22 protein-coding genes are annotated in these 15,981 nt (G+C 46.5%); all 22 read right to left on the minus strand.

What is annotated here, in order from left to right:
• Positions 1-111: 111 nt before the first annotated feature.
• Positions 112-675 carry a phage tail assembly protein gene (locus tag AB4503_RS08945; protein ID WP_371692035.1) on the minus strand — a complete coding sequence of 188 codons (564 nt, stop codon included), beginning with the start codon at positions 673-675 and terminating at the stop codon, positions 112-114.
• 59 nt (positions 676-734) lie between these two features.
• On the minus strand, positions 735-932 hold the full coding sequence (locus tag AB4503_RS08950) for a hypothetical protein (RefSeq protein WP_050650688.1): 198 nt from the start codon (positions 930-932) through the stop codon (positions 735-737).
• A complete protein-coding gene (locus AB4503_RS08955; protein WP_371692059.1) occupies positions 929-1,369 on the minus strand; it encodes a phage antirepressor KilAC domain-containing protein in 441 nt (146 codons plus the stop codon). The genes AB4503_RS08950 and AB4503_RS08955 overlap by 4 nt, the downstream gene beginning before the upstream one ends.
• A 464-nt stretch (positions 1,370-1,833) precedes the next feature.
• Complete coding sequence (locus AB4503_RS08960) at positions 1,834-2,322, minus strand: phage major tail tube protein (RefSeq protein ID WP_132813622.1); 489 nt, start codon at positions 2,320-2,322, stop codon at positions 1,834-1,836.
• The gene (locus tag AB4503_RS08965; RefSeq protein WP_371692036.1) at positions 2,315-3,484 is read right to left on the minus strand and encodes a phage tail protein; all 1,170 of its coding nucleotides are present in this window, start codon (positions 3,482-3,484) and stop codon (positions 2,315-2,317) included. Before AB4503_RS08965 ends, AB4503_RS08960 begins: the two co-directional genes overlap by 8 nt.
• A complete protein-coding gene (locus AB4503_RS08970; protein ID WP_048666410.1) occupies positions 3,484-3,681 on the minus strand; it encodes a hypothetical protein in 198 nt (65 codons plus the stop codon). The genes AB4503_RS08965 and AB4503_RS08970 overlap by 1 nt, the downstream gene beginning before the upstream one ends.
• Before the next feature lie 85 nt (positions 3,682-3,766).
• Positions 3,767-4,096 (minus strand): tail fiber assembly protein, encoded by a 330-nt coding sequence (locus AB4503_RS08975; RefSeq protein ID WP_048666461.1) that lies wholly within the window; start codon positions 4,094-4,096, stop codon positions 3,767-3,769.
• A 7-nt stretch (positions 4,097-4,103) separates the two neighbouring features.
• Positions 4,104-4,898 (minus strand): hypothetical protein, encoded by a 795-nt coding sequence (locus tag AB4503_RS08980; protein WP_050650693.1) that lies wholly within the window; start codon positions 4,896-4,898, stop codon positions 4,104-4,106.
• Positions 4,898-5,434, minus strand: coding sequence for a phage tail protein (locus AB4503_RS08985; RefSeq protein ID WP_050650694.1), 537 nt, complete (start codon positions 5,432-5,434; stop codon positions 4,898-4,900). Before AB4503_RS08985 ends, AB4503_RS08980 begins: the two co-directional genes overlap by 1 nt.
• Positions 5,431-6,081 (minus strand): phage tail protein I, encoded by a 651-nt coding sequence (locus AB4503_RS08990; RefSeq protein WP_132940498.1) that lies wholly within the window; start codon positions 6,079-6,081, stop codon positions 5,431-5,433. The genes AB4503_RS08985 and AB4503_RS08990 overlap by 4 nt, the downstream gene beginning before the upstream one ends.
• Positions 6,065-7,045: a baseplate J/gp47 family protein gene (locus AB4503_RS08995; RefSeq protein WP_105057272.1), complete on the minus strand. Its 981-nt coding sequence runs from the start codon at positions 7,043-7,045 to the stop codon at positions 6,065-6,067. Before AB4503_RS08995 ends, AB4503_RS08990 begins: the two co-directional genes overlap by 17 nt.
• Positions 7,042-7,374 carry a phage baseplate protein gene (locus AB4503_RS09000; protein WP_371692039.1) on the minus strand — a complete coding sequence of 111 codons (333 nt, stop codon included), beginning with the start codon at positions 7,372-7,374 and terminating at the stop codon, positions 7,042-7,044. Before AB4503_RS09000 ends, AB4503_RS08995 begins: the two co-directional genes overlap by 4 nt.
• Positions 7,371-7,964 carry a phage baseplate assembly protein V gene (locus AB4503_RS09005; protein ID WP_371692060.1) on the minus strand — a complete coding sequence of 198 codons (594 nt, stop codon included), beginning with the start codon at positions 7,962-7,964 and terminating at the stop codon, positions 7,371-7,373. The genes AB4503_RS09000 and AB4503_RS09005 overlap by 4 nt, the downstream gene beginning before the upstream one ends.
• On the minus strand, positions 7,912-8,388 hold the full coding sequence (locus AB4503_RS09010) for a hypothetical protein (protein ID WP_372114443.1): 477 nt from the start codon (positions 8,386-8,388) through the stop codon (positions 7,912-7,914). Before AB4503_RS09010 ends, AB4503_RS09005 begins: the two co-directional genes overlap by 53 nt.
• 10 nt (positions 8,389-8,398) lie before the next feature.
• On the minus strand, positions 8,399-8,923 hold the full coding sequence (locus AB4503_RS09015; protein ID WP_105057276.1) for a phage tail protein: 525 nt from the start codon (positions 8,921-8,923) through the stop codon (positions 8,399-8,401).
• On the minus strand, positions 8,904-9,230 hold the full coding sequence (locus tag AB4503_RS09020; RefSeq protein WP_105057277.1) for a hypothetical protein: 327 nt from the start codon (positions 9,228-9,230) through the stop codon (positions 8,904-8,906). Before AB4503_RS09020 ends, AB4503_RS09015 begins: the two co-directional genes overlap by 20 nt.
• Positions 9,230-9,571 carry a capsid cement protein gene (locus AB4503_RS09025; protein WP_105057278.1) on the minus strand — a complete coding sequence of 114 codons (342 nt, stop codon included), beginning with the start codon at positions 9,569-9,571 and terminating at the stop codon, positions 9,230-9,232. Before AB4503_RS09025 ends, AB4503_RS09020 begins: the two co-directional genes overlap by 1 nt.
• A 68-nt stretch (positions 9,572-9,639) precedes the next feature.
• Positions 9,640-11,652 (minus strand): ClpP-like prohead protease/major capsid protein fusion protein, encoded by a 2,013-nt coding sequence (locus AB4503_RS09030; protein WP_372114356.1) that lies wholly within the window; start codon positions 11,650-11,652, stop codon positions 9,640-9,642.
• Positions 11,633-13,126 carry a phage portal protein gene (locus tag AB4503_RS09035; RefSeq protein ID WP_372114358.1) on the minus strand — a complete coding sequence of 498 codons (1,494 nt, stop codon included), beginning with the start codon at positions 13,124-13,126 and terminating at the stop codon, positions 11,633-11,635. The genes AB4503_RS09030 and AB4503_RS09035 overlap by 20 nt, the downstream gene beginning before the upstream one ends.
• Positions 13,119-13,340 carry a hypothetical protein gene (locus AB4503_RS09040; protein ID WP_048663569.1) on the minus strand — a complete coding sequence of 74 codons (222 nt, stop codon included), beginning with the start codon at positions 13,338-13,340 and terminating at the stop codon, positions 13,119-13,121. The genes AB4503_RS09035 and AB4503_RS09040 overlap by 8 nt, the downstream gene beginning before the upstream one ends.
• A complete protein-coding gene (locus AB4503_RS09045) occupies positions 13,337-15,433 on the minus strand; it encodes a terminase gpA endonuclease subunit (RefSeq protein ID WP_372114360.1) in 2,097 nt (698 codons plus the stop codon). The genes AB4503_RS09040 and AB4503_RS09045 overlap by 4 nt, the downstream gene beginning before the upstream one ends.
• Complete coding sequence (locus AB4503_RS09050) at positions 15,414-15,884, minus strand: hypothetical protein (protein ID WP_048616574.1); 471 nt, start codon at positions 15,882-15,884, stop codon at positions 15,414-15,416. Before AB4503_RS09050 ends, AB4503_RS09045 begins: the two co-directional genes overlap by 20 nt.
• Positions 15,885-15,981 lie beyond the last annotated feature (97 nt).

The raw sequence follows: 15,981 nt of genomic DNA on the forward strand, positions 1-15,981 counted from the left end.
ATTTCACCCCAAGTTTGGCGAGAATAAGCTCATAACGACGCACCGCGACATCTTGTGGCCATCGCCTTAGTTCAGACTCAGATGTATTTCGGTGCATTGGAACGAGGTCGATTAGGCTCTCAACGTCATCGGGCGAAAGTACGCCGCCGATTGTTGAAAAAAAGCGCCCACCTGCGGTTTTAGCGCCAGATAATCATTGATTGAGAGAAAATCAAGATCGGACGTTTGCAAACCCGTAATCACCTCAAACATGAAGTCTTCACGCGCTCGCTCTTCAAGGATGTCCGCCAGCGCTTCAGAATGCGCTACTTTAGGAATGGCAAACTTCACCTTATTAATCTTTTCCCCCACTTCATTTTCGAAAGGATGCAGCAAGGCAAACTCTACCGACTTACCATTAAGCTGTTCACCCCGCAGTTCATCTGATGGTTTTAGAATCAAATCACAGATGTCGTCATAGAGTTGATTGAAGTCAGGCACCGATAAGGTTTCGAACTCTTCTTTGGCCACATCACTGCACGCCATAATCACGGCTTTACGTTGTTCGAAGAGCTGTTTAGCCGTGAGTTCTTGTTCGGCTTCGATGTGCGGCAGCTTACGGAACTGCGCAACAGGGATCGTTTTAAGGGTCACGCTTTCACGCGAAAAGAAAGTCAGTTTGCTTTGATTTTTCATGAATTTTTCCATAAAAAAAGCCACCCGATTTGGGTGGCTTAGGTTTTGATTGGATAAGGTTAGTGAGTCTGACAAACCAAATTACTTAGCTTGCGCTCTTGAAAATCAGCTAGCTGAATAACACCTTCAATAGCTGAGTACTGATCCGTTTTTCGCTCTTGGCCTTCAAGCACAATACAGAGCATTGAAGAAATACTGCGAAATGATATAAGAGCGTGCTCAATATCTTCCCATTCTGGGTTATCAGCTTTACTCATGCTGCCACCAGTTCCTTACTAAGCTTAAGGTGGGTGTACTCACTATCCCAATTCTTCTTCATTGGTAACTTACCCTTTAAATACAGCTCATATAACTTGATAGCGCCTTTTTGTAGCAAGATTGGCGTGGCTGTTACAAAAGAGTCGTACCCATGCATAGAGATCACGCTCTCCTTTTCTGTCATATAGTTATCTCTTGCATAACTAGCAACACGATAACCAGACTTTTTACCACGCTCTCTATACACCCATCCTAATTCAACAAGAAAAGCGTTGATTCGTTGGACGTTAATACCATTAAGCATTCGGCCAAACTGTGGAGCGGTCAATCCACCTTTAAATAGATTTTCAAGCCCTTCGATTTTTTCAGCTTGTTCTTTGTTTTCTACCCTAAGAACATCACGCTCTTTTGAGGCTTCTAAAGCAATCTCTAATATCTCGGTTGTGGTTAGTTCAGGGCGTTCTACTTGTTTAGAGTCTAAAAATGCTTGATTGACTGTTAACTGAAAACGGGGGCTAAGCCAACCTGCAAAAGAAAAAGCATTAGCGAGTAAAGACTCTCTTCAGTCGAGTTTACTGAACCAAATTACGAATGAAGTCCACCGCCGCTCCGCACTTGGGCTCTTTACCGCTTACATTTCTCTAGACGAGTTTGAACTGTGCGATGGTGAAGAGCCTGTCGTCGAGGCCGTCATAAAACCCATAATCTCATCATTGGTCGATTCCGGTTACACGCTCCCGTATGACTGGGATGCGAGTGGCTTTATGATAGCTTGGGAATAAACTCTGTTACGCCAAAATAACCAATAGTTATTCGCATTAACAAGCTCAAAGCAGTCGAGCAAGATAAAAACAAACGACCCTTTACCCTGCCACTGGTCGAGGTGTCTTAACACCTCTCCTAACTAATACCCGCCGTCCCCATCAAATCCACACCGCCAACGACGGTCTTGCCCGTATCGACATTAATGTCGTGAATGACAGTACCCGTATCGGTGAGTTTGTATGCTTTACAGGTCCCCTCAATGGTTACTGTTGGCTTTTCTCCCATCTTTACTGCATCTTTTTTGATGTTGGTGATTGGCCCGTACATCGAGTAAACCTCTTGGTACTTCGCCTGAGCGGTGTCTTTTCCTTTTTCCGTCACGTTAATTTGAGCGTTATCCATAAAGAAGCGGCCAAGGGCATTTTGGATTTTTTGATGATCACCACGTACTTTAAGCGTCCACTTAAGCGGCTCAAAGCCCACGACATCTTCAGACTCGACAAACGAGCCCTCGTTGGACACCGTCTTGGTTTTAATATCAACCGGAGTGAACTCCACGATTTCGTTCATCAGCGGCACAGATTCAATCTGCGCCGAGAGCCGCATGCGAATACGATCAGCCATTGATGACCTCCTCTAGCCACGCTTCGATAAGGCCGTTGTCTACACTCATTTCATAGACCATGTGCTCATTCGGAGCATAGCGACCATAGTTGACACACAAGTACCAACGCCCAGAGGTATAATTCTCTAGGTTGTTTTTGCTTGGGTGCAGGAATGCTTTAAATACTGGGATAACGCCCTGAGCCACCAAGTTTTGGCCCCAGTTCGTTAAACGGTCAACAACTTGATCCATAAACTCTTCGGTAAGCTGCTTACCCATCAGCGGTTGGCTGGTTTCTTCCAGCTTACGCGCCATCAAATCTTCCAAACCGACATGAGAAAGAAAACGCCCGGTATTAGAACGGTTGCCAATGATAGACATTCCCCCCATTCGTGTGCGAGCTATCGTCACCACACCATGATTATTCAAGAAATTGGCTTGAGTAGTTTTATCGTTAATTTTGTATGAAACATTACGAGCAGTTTCATCACAAAGCACCCCTCGATTTTGCGGACTCTCCCAGCCTTCAACTGAGGCCATCGCTGCCACCAAAGCAATAGAAGCAGGCATAAGAGATTGCACGCCATCATAGGTTTTCAAAAACCATGGGTCGATAATCGACAACTTATCTTGTCCTGTCCCTTCCGATCCAAATTCAGCGGCGAACTCTGCAGCTTCCATATCATTCGTATTTGGGCCATCAAGAACCGGACGACAGCGAACGTCACGACCAATAAGCGCCAGCTTTTGACCCACGGCTTTCGAGTTAAAGCCTGGCGCCGCGATGATGGTTGGCGTTTCTGCACACGCCTTAACGGTTTCAAGGCCGGTGATCGCCCCTGTAGAACTGTTTACCCCGCCGATAATATTCGCTTCAGTCACTGAGACTTCCGCATTGGCTTCCACAATCGTTACGTACACAATGCACTTAACGTATTCAAGTAAGTAGCGAATCACATTAGGCAATGTGCCTTGCCTGGTCCCAACGCTATCAAGCGATAACATCGCATGACTGTAATTCCATAAACGCGTTGGCTCGTTATAACTCAAGCCCGTATTCTTATTTGGCGCGGTACCAATTAAATGAACCACCTGCAATGCAAGTGGTCCCATGCTTGGTTGAGGCTCAATGGTGTTAACTTCTACCCCATTGAGTTCAAAATCTTGGATTGGCGTGAGCATTACTTGCCCTCTTTTTCTGTGAATTTAGACGACACCTTGACTTCAATCGCTGGCCCTAATTTCCCGTTTTGGATAAGAAAGGCCGTTTGTTGAGGCAAAAGATGGATAGTTTTTTCATTTGGAGACACCCAACGACCATTCAATCGAAACTCTTTGATGATCGGGTATTCCAATGTTTTTACTTTTGATTTCTGCACAGAGAAACGCTCCAATAAAAAAGCCCTTCACATTGCTGCAAAGGGCTTTGTCTAGGTACAAAAAAACCGCCTTATTAGAAGCGGTTTATTGGGTTGGCTTTTCTGGCCAAATGACGTCATTTGGATTGGAAAAGTTTTGAGGTAAATCACGAAGCGCTTGACGGTACGCTGCAAACGCAAGCTTCTTTTCATCTGTAATTGGAGCATCACCCACTTGAGTAAAATCCGTCTCCATAAGCTTTGAATGACGCTCTGCTCGAATAAGTTCCCATAGAGCCTCATGTTCAGCCTCTAGGCAAATCTCTGAAGCTCGATCTTCACTAAAGCCCATTTCAATCAAAATTCCAAGTTCTGCAGGCACATTGTAAAGTGTCTCTCCATTAGAATAAGCCAACTCTTTGATATAGTAACTCATGTCGCCCTCAGTCTTTTCTTGCATAACGTTTATCGTAATCTAACGTATAAGCTAGACGATGCTCTTCATAGTCAGAGCCAAGAAATGGATCATCGATATGATACGCCTTAACTTTCCATTCAATTTCAAAATTTGCAGGTGAAAATATTCCTGCTGACACTTCCCCATCCTCTCGGCTATACCAGAGCTGGCCATCGAAACTTTTTCTTACGTGATAAGTCAGCCCACCTCTGAGGTAGCACCCACTTCGCCAAGAATGGTCTACGACCTGCCCGGATTCATACCCTGCATATAAAGGCTTAACATTGCTAATGGGGCGAGCAATACATTTCATACCAAACTGAACTGCTCGGACAGTTTTTCGGTAGGTTTGAGAAAATCGTTTGATGGTCAGGTAATTTGCATCCCCACTCCAGAAAGATCCCACACCTTCTATTTGCAGATTTAACCCTGCAATAAAAGCCCCTTGCCCGAAAGGAGCCAGATTTCGGTCTTCCGAAGACCCTCTTGAAATAGTGATTCGTGAGCACCCCTCTTCATTATCTGGCATTCTCCACCAGACTGGATAAAAATGGTCGGTACTCAACCCCGTTAAATCAATCACCGACTTATAGACACTTTGACCATTGATATCTTTTGCTTGAACGTCATCACGCCAACGATCAAAGCTATCTTTGGCTTCAACCACTTTTTGATCAATCTCCCCCATTTTTCCTGCAACTTCTTGCGACAACGCTTGTGAAGCTGCTGTCTGCTCTGCCGAAGTTCGCTGTAAATCTGTAATCTTTTGTTCGATACTCATTAACCTAGCTCCGTTCTTAGCCGCTCACTAAGCAACAAATGCTGATGAGCTATTTTAATTTGTGTTGTTCCCAAAGAGATCGTTGTGATAGCAGTGGTCAGCACCTCTTCAGACATCAGTAAATTCACATTCTCGGTCCCGACCTCGATTGTCACGCTGCTGCTCGGCAGTGGCGACACATCCAGTGTGAATTTCTGTAACCAACTCGAATTCGCCGATTTGTATGTCAGTAATGTATTCGGGGCTGAATACACCGCCAACAAAGTACCGGATTCTAAAAAGAACCCCACTTCACGAACCTCATATTCTTGGCTGCCTTTGAATACGGCGCCCATTCTCAACTGTGTGGGGCTGAGCTCCTCCCAGTCCAAAATTACTTCGCGTTGAAGTTCGTTTTTCAACGCATTCTGATCTGTCGTCGGTGTATAACTACGATCCCCCACAGCAATGTATTTGATTGCTCCTTTTAGCCCTTGGTGGCGAGCGCTAATAAGCTCAGCGAGCCCCGCATCGGTGTATTGCACGACATAACTCATGCTACTGCTCCAAATTCAAAATCAGTTGTAATAATTAGGCGTGTGGCTGCGCACCAATACAGAGAAGCAAAGCCTGATGAGGCTTTAATGTTACCGCTGCAGTGATCGTCTTTCGCAATAACGCTATTGTGCTTCACCGCTGAAAATTCAAACCCAAATTCAGCGCCAAGGGCCATAATGAAATCAACCGTGTCTCGCTCAGACTTCGTGCTCTCAATGCGACTTAAGACTCGGGTTGTCGCCGCCTTATCAAGCGGCTGGTTTCGTTGCCATGCGATACATTCAATATGATACGGCGCGTGTCTTGGTTGCATTTGATGCCAAGGTGTCACTTCCACATCACAATCAATCGCATCCAGTGCAATAGACAAACCAAATCGCGTTCCGGCTTTTCGATGAATATCAAACGCCTTATCCACCGTTTTACGTTGACTTTCTAGCGTGTCTTTTGGCTGCCAATCCGTTACACCTCGCTCACCCGCAAGCAAAACCACAAAGGTTTTCTCCGTCAATAAAGGTTGCTTGAGGTTGGGATACGGACAAAAAGTGGATTGAATAAGTTCTGTCCAAGCAAACTCCAAAGCCTCTTCAATAAGAGAAGCATTATTGGGCTGAACCGATAGAAACGCCTTATTCAGATCGGACATTCACCATCACCTCCGTACAATGTGGCGCTTCATCCCAAGCGCACACAACATCCACTGCCGGTGCTTGAACCTTGGCCCGTTTCGCACCCAGCTCATAAAAGATATGGGCCACTTCTTCCCGGTCAATAATGCCGCCAAGCCTTTGTGCTTTTTCGGCAAACTGCCAAGCCACAACGACCGCCGACGCCTTTTCGACCTCATTGTTGGGATCCGCTCCTGTAAAAAGCGTCACTTCAATTTGATAAGGCTTAGGCGTTGCCGCTTTTACCGTGACCTCATCCGACTCTTGCGCGATGTCATCGCGGTTTAGGTATTGTCTTGCTCTTTCAAGCAATGCCGCACTTGGAACACCATTGGGTGATGTGCGGCTTAATAACGCCACACAAACTTTGCCTGAATTAGGTTCTAGCATCCTAGCTTGCGCATCTTTGATAGGGTTAGGTAAGGAGGTTTCAGGAAACTCATAACGCATTACCAGAGCATCTTTTTCAGAATTCACCGTAATGGTGGGCCGCTCTTCTAAAGTCATGGCATGAAAACGATAACCAAGCCGAGTGCCCGTTGTATGAAACTGGAAAGGCGCTAAATCAAAACGCTGAAGCAGGCTTTGATTAGACTCCATGACTGCAGGCTTTGTGGGAAAAACCGTATCATCACCGGCTTCTATGACCTGACGCTTTAAACTGTATTGCAACGCCAACAAATCTACCATTTCGGTATCGGTCACGTACTTACGAAACATCTGCAAAGCTTGATGGTTCTGCTCTCGTATTTCAGCGGTTCGTTTTAAGACAAACGCTTGTGTCACCTGAGCGAGCAGCTCACCTTGATTATTAAAGGCCTCGCGTAATTGTTTCGCTTTATCTTCATCTCGCTGAGCGCAATATTCCACCGCAAAATTGATGTATTCATCCAGCAGAGATTCAAAGTTAGGCTCACTGAAAGCTTGAGGTTTATTGCTCATAATACCCCTCTTAATTGCAGAGGTTCACCGCGCCATGTTCCCGAGACTTTCACTCTGAATCCATTCAAGTATGGGATGGCTTGGCACTGAATGCCTTGATAATCCGTTAACCCATTTAATGGATTGGATAAAGCCTCTAACGTTAGATTTTGAACTATCATGGCTTCGGTGGGTGTCTGCTGCTTTCCCAAACGCGAAACCGCTCGATTACCAACGCCTCGGCGTTTTACTCGTGAACTGACTTCTGTCGTTAGTACCTTTGCAAAACGACAGCTCAAGGCACTGGCACCGGTTACGGTGTGTCCTGTTTTGGGATCAATACCAATCATTGTTGTTGCTCCGTTGGCTTGGTTTTCGCAGGACCAGGAAGTATGCCTGGATGATCGTGTTCGTTATAAATCTCTCTGTCAGCTTGCATCGAACGAGTATGATCGGTGACCTCTCCAGTAGCTTGATAATCCCCATCCTGCCAAGTATCACCATAGATCTTCATGCCCCCTGGATACCGGCAAATAAGAGAGCCGTTATCGAGGTTATAAAGCTCTGACATGCCGTTACCGTAATCGGTCATCACCTCGTTCTCTTTGACTGTTGGGCTTTGAAAGTGAGTAGAAGGTAATCCCATTAACGCCACGGCATTGTTTAAGTTGTCACCGCTTCCCAAATTCATCAGCAAACACTGCTCGTTAACTGAAGGGCGCCGATAATGGCTGACCCTTCCTGCCGCAAGCACAAAAAAAGGGATCCTCTTTACAAGATTATCCCCTGTCTGAATATCGACGGTGTTTGCCTCTGCTTTCACAACAACACCTAGGCGCAGTAGATTGGCCGAAGCGCGATTGTTCTCTTCTAACTCTTCATGTAATTCAAGCACCTTCTTCTCTAATGCGCTCACATGCTTCATCAGCTTGGTTAGCATGGTGGGAGCCCCCATCAATGTAATGCCAGCTCTCTTCCACTGGGCCTAATCGAATACGCTGCTTCATCGTCACGGTTCGTGCAAACACCCCATTTTTTGGATCAAATTTGCTAGGAAGATTAGACACCACTACCGCACCGTCTAAATCGCTCGACGCACCAAATTGTTGATTCAACAATTCTCGCTCTACACGCGTTGAAGCGTCCAACGCTTCCAAATCAAACCCATCCATGGATATAGGTACTTCAACCAAGAACCTCAATTCAATGTCATGAAGGTGACGCCCGTCGTTGGCATATTCATTCACCGGCTCGGCCTCACCAATGTGATAACTGATGGTGGTGTGGGCCAACTCCACCGCTTGGCGTCGATAAACAGTATCGACCTTAAGCGTAAGCCGCTGCTCTAAGTGATTGACCACCAATAAGACCCACTCACGCGGCGAGCGAAAGAACGTGTTTGAATTCACGATGAAAAAACGCCTCAAATTTACGATTAATATCGGGTAAGTAGTTCTCAACAATCGAATCCACATCATCCGCAATATCGATGTTGACTCTTTCTATGGGAGATCTCGACTTACCGCGCCTTCGCCATACCAAGAGTTCATCGCTATCCATCGGAAAAATAAACGCGCCAGCAAAAAAATGCTCACCCACTCGGACACCTAAGCGGTTTTGAACGGGCTTACCCAGTCGGTGAACACCAATTTCACGAACACCAATCCACAGCTTCGACACGCGACCGTTTTTGTACACTCGAAATCGCGAACGCAGTGCTTTGTTATCAATACTGAGCTCATAGCCAAGCTCTGCCATCGATACCCCTCGTAACCATCGAGAGGTGAGCGAAGCCGCGCGAAGTACTGCTTTCGGAATTTCTTCTGAAAACGCTTCATAACGACGAATAAACTCAGTATCTAAAAGCAATTGGGAACGACTAAAATTCAGACCACTCATGCTGCGCACCTTGGGGATCGAATACCAGGACATATTCCCTCATAAGCTGACTCGTGCCGTTGGGACTTTTAGCCGCTGTATCAAAAACTAACCGGTACCGTTTATCGCGATAAAGCAAAGTACAGCTTTCAGGGAGCTCAGAATCCGTAGCCAGTAAATACACTTGATTCACGCCCTTCTCGTGACTTCGGATGTATCCGATCACTTCAATCTGCTTTCCTTGTGGTGTCATCAAAAAAAGAGGACGACCAAAACAACGTTGGATAGATTGACGAATAAGACGCCGAGCCGATTCAAACTCACTCATCACGAGTCGTTAGTCACAAACTCAGTGAGTACACCGCCAGTCAGAAGCACCCCACCATCAATGAACACCCCAACCGGTTGAGATACGTCCCCCGATGCCGTGGGCTTTGTCTTGGTAAACTCACCGTTTTTAAAGTAAGCCGCTTCGGATGCAAAGCTTACGCTATCACCGGCTTTAATCGGGCCATCAAAATGACCTTGTGTGTAACACACCACCATCTCACCAGCTTTTGCCGTAAAGTTGGGCACCACTAATAAAGCTCCAAGTAGACAAGGGACATCTTTCTTAAAACCACCCGTTGGCACGGTCGCCACAATCTTTTTCCCATCGCTTAAACGCATATTGTCACCATTAAAAAAGGGCGAGCAATGCTCACCCTGTGAATCAAATCAAACTGTTCTTCCAAGCTTTACCCAAAGGTCGCTTGGGCAATACCACGGCGATCCAATACCTTCGACATTAAGTCGTAAGTAATGCGGAACTTGGCACCATCGCTGCTCCAACCGTCGCCCGTTTCTAGCCATGGGTCTTGCTGGCCATCTAAGAAGCCCATCACTACGGTATCAAAGTCTTTACCTGTTAGTGCCAGAGCGCCATTCACCTCGCCTAAACGCGCGGTTTCAATCACCTTACCGAATTTTCTATAAGCCGGGTTAAAGGCATCCGGTTTACTCGCCGTATTCAAAACCGCTTCAAACATTGAGGCATGGTCTGGACTCGCAATCAGAACCTCACCACGAAGATCTAACGCATCGCCTTGCCCTGCTTCACCACTGAGTGGGATGGTGGTTGCTGTCGCAAATACCTTATGCAGAGCCATAATCATCGCCGCGTAATCGCCTGCTGGAATGTCATTGATAAAGTTACCCCAGTCTTTATCTTCACCTACTTTAAAGACATTGCCACCATCGGCCATCTTGCCCGCGAGGATAGCGTTAAACATAAGCTTGTCTGACAGACGATAACCGGACTGCATGAATTTACGAGGCACCTTCGCCACTAAACCAATTTCATCATTAATGATGGCATGACGAGTGAACTGGATTTCACGCCCAAAGGTCGCAAGCTGAATGCGCTCGCCGCTGCCTTTTAAGATCGCCGCTTTGTATTCGCCATCTTCCGCTATTTTCATCAAGTCCGGCGCGTCATTAACCATCACTAGCTCAGTTTCACGAAAATCCGTCAGGTTCTCTACGTTAGCCAGTTCACGCCACATCGGGGCTCTTGCTTGCGCTTCATCGCGCATCACGGTTCGAATACCTTCAGTGATGATGTCGCCAAAATCACCGGAGTTAAACGCTCGGTTCACCAATTCATTCTTGGTGATCGCGCTTCGAGCATTCACATCGAGGCAAGCACGCGCCATATTCAGTAATGACTCATGACCGAACGCGTTGTCTTTTTCTAAATCCTCAACACCACAACGTGCATTCAACGCATTTTGCAGTTCGTCTTTGACATGGTTACCGTTGCCAAGTCTCATGTGCGTAGCCGTCAAATTCGCTTCAGGCTCTTGTTGACCTGCCGCTGATTGGCTGCCAATACTTTCTAAAATCTTAGTGGATGCCTGTCCCACTGAGCACGATAAGTCAGCCAGCATTTCATTGGTGAGTGCCTCGCTGACTTTATGTTGAGCACACAACGCACGAATATCTGCTTGGCGTTGGTTCTCTGCTTTTACAGCGTTTTGTAATTCTTCATTTGGTTTCGGCATGTCGCTTACCTGCTTAGGTTTGTCTATTTGAGGTTCATTGGGCTGAGCAGACGCTGCTAAAGGTGTCGGTTCATTCACCTGTTGCGTTAGCGAATTCATCAACTCGGCTGGCGCTTGTTTGAAATTCTTAAAATCAGATTCATCGAGGTTTTGTAATGCGTTCCTGAGGTCAACCGCTTCAACCACCTCATCAACAAGCCCCCACTCTTTAGCGGCCTGCGCGGTGAACCACGTTTCTTTCTCCATGGCAGTCAGTACTTCTTCAAGAGGTTGACCCGACTTTTCAGCGTACGCTTCAGAAATGGTCTTGGTCGCTGCTTGCAACTGTTGAAACGCTGAGTTGATTTCCTTCTCACCGCCCCACGCTCCGATAGTAGGGTTATGGATCATCAACATGGCATTTTCAGGCATACGGATAGAGTCGCAGGCAAGCAGGACATAAGTCGCAATGCTCGCGGCCATGCCATCGACAATGCCCATCACCTTTCCTTTATGCGCCTTCAGTGCGTTATACATTGCAAGACCTTGGTAAACACTGCCTCCACCACTGAGCATTCGCAATTCAACCTCTTTATTCTTGGCCACTTGCAACGCCGCAATGATTTCCATTGCATCAATATCCCAAGCACTGATATCTCCATGCACCCAAATCTTAATCACATCAGCTTCGTTCTTAAGCGTGTACCAGCTATTCTTTGGTTTTGGCATTGTTTGCCTCTTCTTTTTGATTGTTGAGCTTCACCGCATGAGCAGGGTCCGACGTACTCACGATGTGCATATCGTTCATTTGTTGACGTTCAGATTGAATTTCGCGACGAGTCGACAACGGGTTAATATTACGTTCACGTTGTGCATGACTTAAGGAATGCAAACCTAAACGGGTTCCTTTTTCGACGCCTACCATTTCTTTGCTAGGGTCAATCCATGGCATCACTGGCGCCTGATAGATCGCATTAAAAATAGAGTCTCGCTTAACCCCTGCGGGGATGTTGACTTCACCGGCTAACATCGCCATCTGCAAAGCATGTCGATACTGTGGACGAGTCCAACCTAAAACGAACTTTCGCTGCAGCACTCGATAACGACTGAACGAATCGATTAACTCTTGGCGCTGAGCGGAATAACTGCCGTTGCTATAGTCTCGGGTGACGCTAGAGTTGTTCACTCCTGCACCGCCACTGGCTAATCGAAGCTGGGCATTTCGAAACGGGCTGCTCATGGTTTCTTTTCGGTTGTTCTCCACCACCCCTGCATCTTCACCGGGTGCCAGTTCAAACGAGTTTCCCATCCCTAAAAACAAATCGCCGCCGCGATCGAACGCGTCCGTTGCATTTGAATTCAATGTCGGATCTCGTTTTATGTAATAAGCAAAACGACTCGCTATCTGGGCACTAATACGCTCAGATTGGTCGTAATCTTCGATGTCATCGACCAAATCCAAAATGGAATGCAAAAGGGAAATGCCACGGTTTTGATGAAAACGCCGAGTAAACTTTAAATGGCAGACAAACTGCGCATCGACATCAACGAACTCAAACCCTCTTGAGTCTCTCTGAATCAAATAGCTCACAGCCTGCCCGAGCTTGTTTCGCTTAATACCTTCAAACAGTCCCCCTTCAGCTGCCGTTATGTGGGAAGGAATAAAATCAGGCTCAAAGGGTTGCACCGCAAAGGGCGTCTCTGTTGGGTAATTCAAATCACTGTGCTTACCCATGAACATTCGACAAAACACCTCGCCATCACGAAACCATGTTCGACCCGCAAGCCACTCCGTTTCCGCGCGAGAATGTTCAGCATCGATGTTTTGATTTAAAGAAAAGTTCTCCCACCAGGTCATGATCGCCTGAGCGCATTCGACATGCACTTCCCCTTTGTGGTTTAAAGGCTGAGGCTCCACCATGATGCCATTCGGACCAATTACATTGGCGCAAAGCTCATCCAAAATGGCCGTAACAAACGGGTTATTTTCATCCATATGTCGGGCACGTTGATACACCGCTTTCGCGCCTTTGTTCAACGAATTGGCATCGCCTTTTGATTGTTTATTTGTCTTTTTGGTGTGCGGATTACGGGGAAGTGCTGCATTGTATTTATTCAAAAGCCGTCTGTCGTAGGCACGTTCCAACCCTTTCCTAGGACTGAATATGGCCACGAGCTTGTCGAGCAAGTTTTGGCTACTCAAGATAATTTCTCCGTATCATAGAGCGTCGTCCCCCTTGAACTTGCAGAGCGATAATGCGCTGCAAACGCTCTATCTCTTTACGCACCGTCGCTAAACTCGCCAAGGTCAACTCTTCATCTTCTGCCGTCTTCACCGACTGTTGCTGTAAGATTTTCTGTTCGGCTTCGAGGTACCACTGCAAACGTTCTTGATTGGTCGGTATCACTAAACTCATCCGAAAATACCTCTTGAGTGGTTATAACGTTTCTTAGGCTTGCGCTCGAAAACAGGCTGTAAGTCAGCATCAATCACATTCGGGTTAATCTGCCATTCACACGCCCAAGGGGGTGCGCTTTCCCAATGGATGTCATCACCACCAAGAAAGTGCATCCCCGCTTCGGCATACGCGCATAAATCAAAACTTTCGTTACGCGTCTTATCAGGGCAAATCCATTGGCCTTTTTCATCGATGAATTCCGCCGTCAGTTCATCAAACCACTCTCTTTCCGCCCAGGCGGGCAAATTGAAATACCGAGAGCCAAATTCTTCACGGGAATAGCTGGCCACCACACGGTTTTTTAGTCGATTGGTGTGCAGCAGTAATAAAGGGATCTCACCATGCGCCAGTTTGCTGCGCTTATCTGGGTAAGATTCTTTAATCAATGAATCCATGTCTTTGTTGCTGGCCCCTTTCACAAGTCGAAACAAGTGGGCCAACCCTTTCGCTTTAAGGCGGTTATAAAACTGGTAAGCAAAATCGGTCACTGAAGTTTTCTTACCGTCTTTTTCAGAAGCCGAACCACCAGAATCACACAGTGTTAATATTGGTTTCATGACTCGTCCACTACCATCGGCAACAGGGTATGTTTTCTTGATCACCTGCTCGATGAGAAAATCCCAATCTTCAGCGTAAATGGCTGGGTTAATACGGTCACCACTTCGATGTGGTGTCGTTAAAATTTCAAAACGGTCGATAACCCAGCGCTGCAGCCCTTCGCCAAACACTTGAGCTTGCACCACAAACCGAGCATTGGATTTACCGCCTTGCACATCGATACTCATGATCAAAAATCGACCACCGACAGGCACTACACCACGCAAATAAGGATTGCCTTTGGCTTTTTCCATCAACTCATGAGCACCAATATCTTGCCCTTGAGATTGAAGAATATAAGAGCGCCCCATTCGGGTATTGATGAATGAAATCAGTGCATCTTCATCACCACTGTCTTCATAAATGGCTTCGGCATTGAGGTAGCGATACACCAAGTTTTGCCAACTGCTGTAAGCAGCTATCACGCCTTCAAACCAAAACGTGGCCCATTTGGTTGTGCGTATTTCTGATTCTTCTTCGACTAACTCACCGTATTGATTAACCGCGCCCTCACGAAACCAATGCCCACTCAGGTTCTTCGAATGTTTTTCGACTTCTTCAATACGATGTCCACACCTTGGGCAAGCCACATACGCGGTTTGAGACGAGAGCAAAGGGTCCCCTTTATCGTCCCATTTTAAGGTTTCGAATTCTGGTCTAAAGTGAGTATGACAATCGTCACACGACCAATAGAAACGGCGTCTATCGCCTTGGTTGTACAGTGATGCGATGCCGCCACATGGTTGCGCCTCATGGGCAAGTAATTCTTCTTCCGGTTTAGGGTGCCTAACAATACGACCAGGAGAGCTTTCGGCCATCACCATGCCTGAAGACTTAGCGTTTTGAACGCGCATTAACATCAGTTCAAACTTAGAGCCTTCTTGGCCAACGCCATCATCTGCTCTGTCGTAATCGGTCGCGCCGGCATATCGATATGTTGAGGCCGATAAACTGGTTTCTGTCGCGGAATCTAACTTGAGATTCATACCGTTTTTAAACTTTTTAGAAGTGATGTTATCGTCAGATTTTCGCCCCGTTCTTAAACGTGCAATGCTTGGCGTCGCTAAAAAGCAGCGGTCTAAGTCAGACTTAGACATATCTGCCGCTTTAGTTTTAGTGCTGTAAATCAGTAGCATATCGCCAGGAGCTTGCGTCACGGTGTAATTAATCCACCCTTCAACTAATGCTTTAGTTTTCCCGGAACGCGCAGGACCCACCACAATCACCGCTTCATAAATACGCCTTGCTAGACAGTTCATTGGCTCCTTCATATAAGGAACCAATGAAGACAGAAATTTCGTTACGTCAGTACCATCTGAGATCCACAAATCTTCATCAGCAGCTTCAATGGGGGTTTTATCGGTTGGCGCACAAAGATAAGCGAGCTCGCGTCGAACCTTGCCCGCATCGGCGAATTGAACCCCAAGGCGTGAATCAAACGTGTTCAAGCCCATCGGATACCGCCTTTAAATCAAAATTAAGTAAGTTTTCTAAATCTTCTAGCTGCTGCGTTGTTGCCGTTGGTATCGCCGATTCAATACGTGTGATCACTTTGTCTTTAAAGCCCTTCACACCGGAGATACAAATCGCGATTTCATTTTCGTAGTCTTCTTTTGCAATGCACTCGCTTGAGTCTTTCTGCAATGCTAACTTCTCTCGCTCGGATTGAACGTAGGCTCTGAGCTCAGCGGCGGTTTTAAAACCCATCAAATCCGGAGCATCACTTTCTTTAATCATTGCTTTGCATAAATACGGGGCAACTTGAACCACATCGTAAAGGGGAATATTGCCTTTATAGGCGATAGGCTCAATGCCTGCAGACTTAAGCTTTTTTCGGATCGTAGAACGGTGATAATCGAACGCTTCCAACTCAGTTAAATTCCAAAGTCGTTTTTCATTGTTCATTGAAAGCCCTCTTGAATGAGTCTCGTCTCTCCGAGTGTCACGTCCTTATTCGCATTAAGCTGACGTTGCTGATTAATGAAGCTCTCTCAAACTCTGC

Source organism: Vibrio sp. 10N.222.55.B11, assembly GCF_041473705.1.
Classification (GTDB): Bacteria; Pseudomonadota; Gammaproteobacteria; order Enterobacterales; family Vibrionaceae; genus Vibrio; species Vibrio crassostreae_C.

Excerpts from the sequence above, each read along its gene's own strand:
- AB4503_RS08945 (WP_371692035.1), bottom strand. The coding sequence starts at position 675 with ATGAAAAATCAAAGCAAACTGACTTTCTTTTCGCGTGAAAGCGTGACC.
- AB4503_RS08950 (WP_050650688.1), bottom strand. The coding sequence starts at position 932 with ATGAGTAAAGCTGATAACCCAGAATGGGAAGATATTGAGCACGCTCTT.
- AB4503_RS08960 (WP_132813622.1), bottom strand. The coding sequence starts at position 2,322 with ATGGCTGATCGTATTCGCATGCGGCTCTCGGCGCAGATTGAATCTGTG.
- AB4503_RS08965 (WP_371692036.1), bottom strand. The coding sequence starts at position 3,484 with ATGCTCACGCCAATCCAAGATTTTGAACTCAATGGGGTAGAAGTTAAC.
- AB4503_RS08975 (WP_048666461.1), bottom strand. The coding sequence starts at position 4,096 with ATGAGTTACTATATCAAAGAGTTGGCTTATTCTAATGGAGAGACACTT.
- AB4503_RS08980 (WP_050650693.1), bottom strand. The coding sequence starts at position 4,898 with ATGAGTATCGAACAAAAGATTACAGATTTACAGCGAACTTCGGCAGAG.
- AB4503_RS08985 (WP_050650694.1), bottom strand. The coding sequence starts at position 5,434 with ATGAGTTATGTCGTGCAATACACCGATGCGGGGCTCGCTGAGCTTATT.
- AB4503_RS08990 (WP_132940498.1), bottom strand. The coding sequence starts at position 6,081 with ATGTCCGATCTGAATAAGGCGTTTCTATCGGTTCAGCCCAATAATGCT.
- AB4503_RS08995 (WP_105057272.1), bottom strand. The coding sequence starts at position 7,045 with ATGAGCAATAAACCTCAAGCTTTCAGTGAGCCTAACTTTGAATCTCTG.
- AB4503_RS09000 (WP_371692039.1), bottom strand. The coding sequence starts at position 7,374 with ATGATTGGTATTGATCCCAAAACAGGACACACCGTAACCGGTGCCAGT.
- AB4503_RS09005 (WP_371692060.1), bottom strand. The coding sequence starts at position 7,964 with ATGCTAACCAAGCTGATGAAGCATGTGAGCGCATTAGAGAAGAAGGTG.
- AB4503_RS09015 (WP_105057276.1), bottom strand. The coding sequence starts at position 8,923 with ATGAGTGGTCTGAATTTTAGTCGTTCCCAATTGCTTTTAGATACTGAG.
- AB4503_RS09020 (WP_105057277.1), bottom strand. The coding sequence starts at position 9,230 with ATGAGTGAGTTTGAATCGGCTCGGCGTCTTATTCGTCAATCTATCCAA.
- AB4503_RS09025 (WP_105057278.1), bottom strand. The coding sequence starts at position 9,571 with ATGCGTTTAAGCGATGGGAAAAAGATTGTGGCGACCGTGCCAACGGGT.
- AB4503_RS09030 (WP_372114356.1), bottom strand. The coding sequence starts at position 11,652 with ATGCCAAAACCAAAGAATAGCTGGTACACGCTTAAGAACGAAGCTGAT.
- AB4503_RS09040 (WP_048663569.1), bottom strand. The coding sequence starts at position 13,340 with ATGAGTTTAGTGATACCGACCAATCAAGAACGTTTGCAGTGGTACCTC.
- AB4503_RS09045 (WP_372114360.1), bottom strand. The coding sequence starts at position 15,433 with ATGGGCTTGAACACGTTTGATTCACGCCTTGGGGTTCAATTCGCCGAT.
- AB4503_RS09050 (WP_048616574.1), bottom strand. The coding sequence starts at position 15,884 with ATGAACAATGAAAAACGACTTTGGAATTTAACTGAGTTGGAAGCGTTC.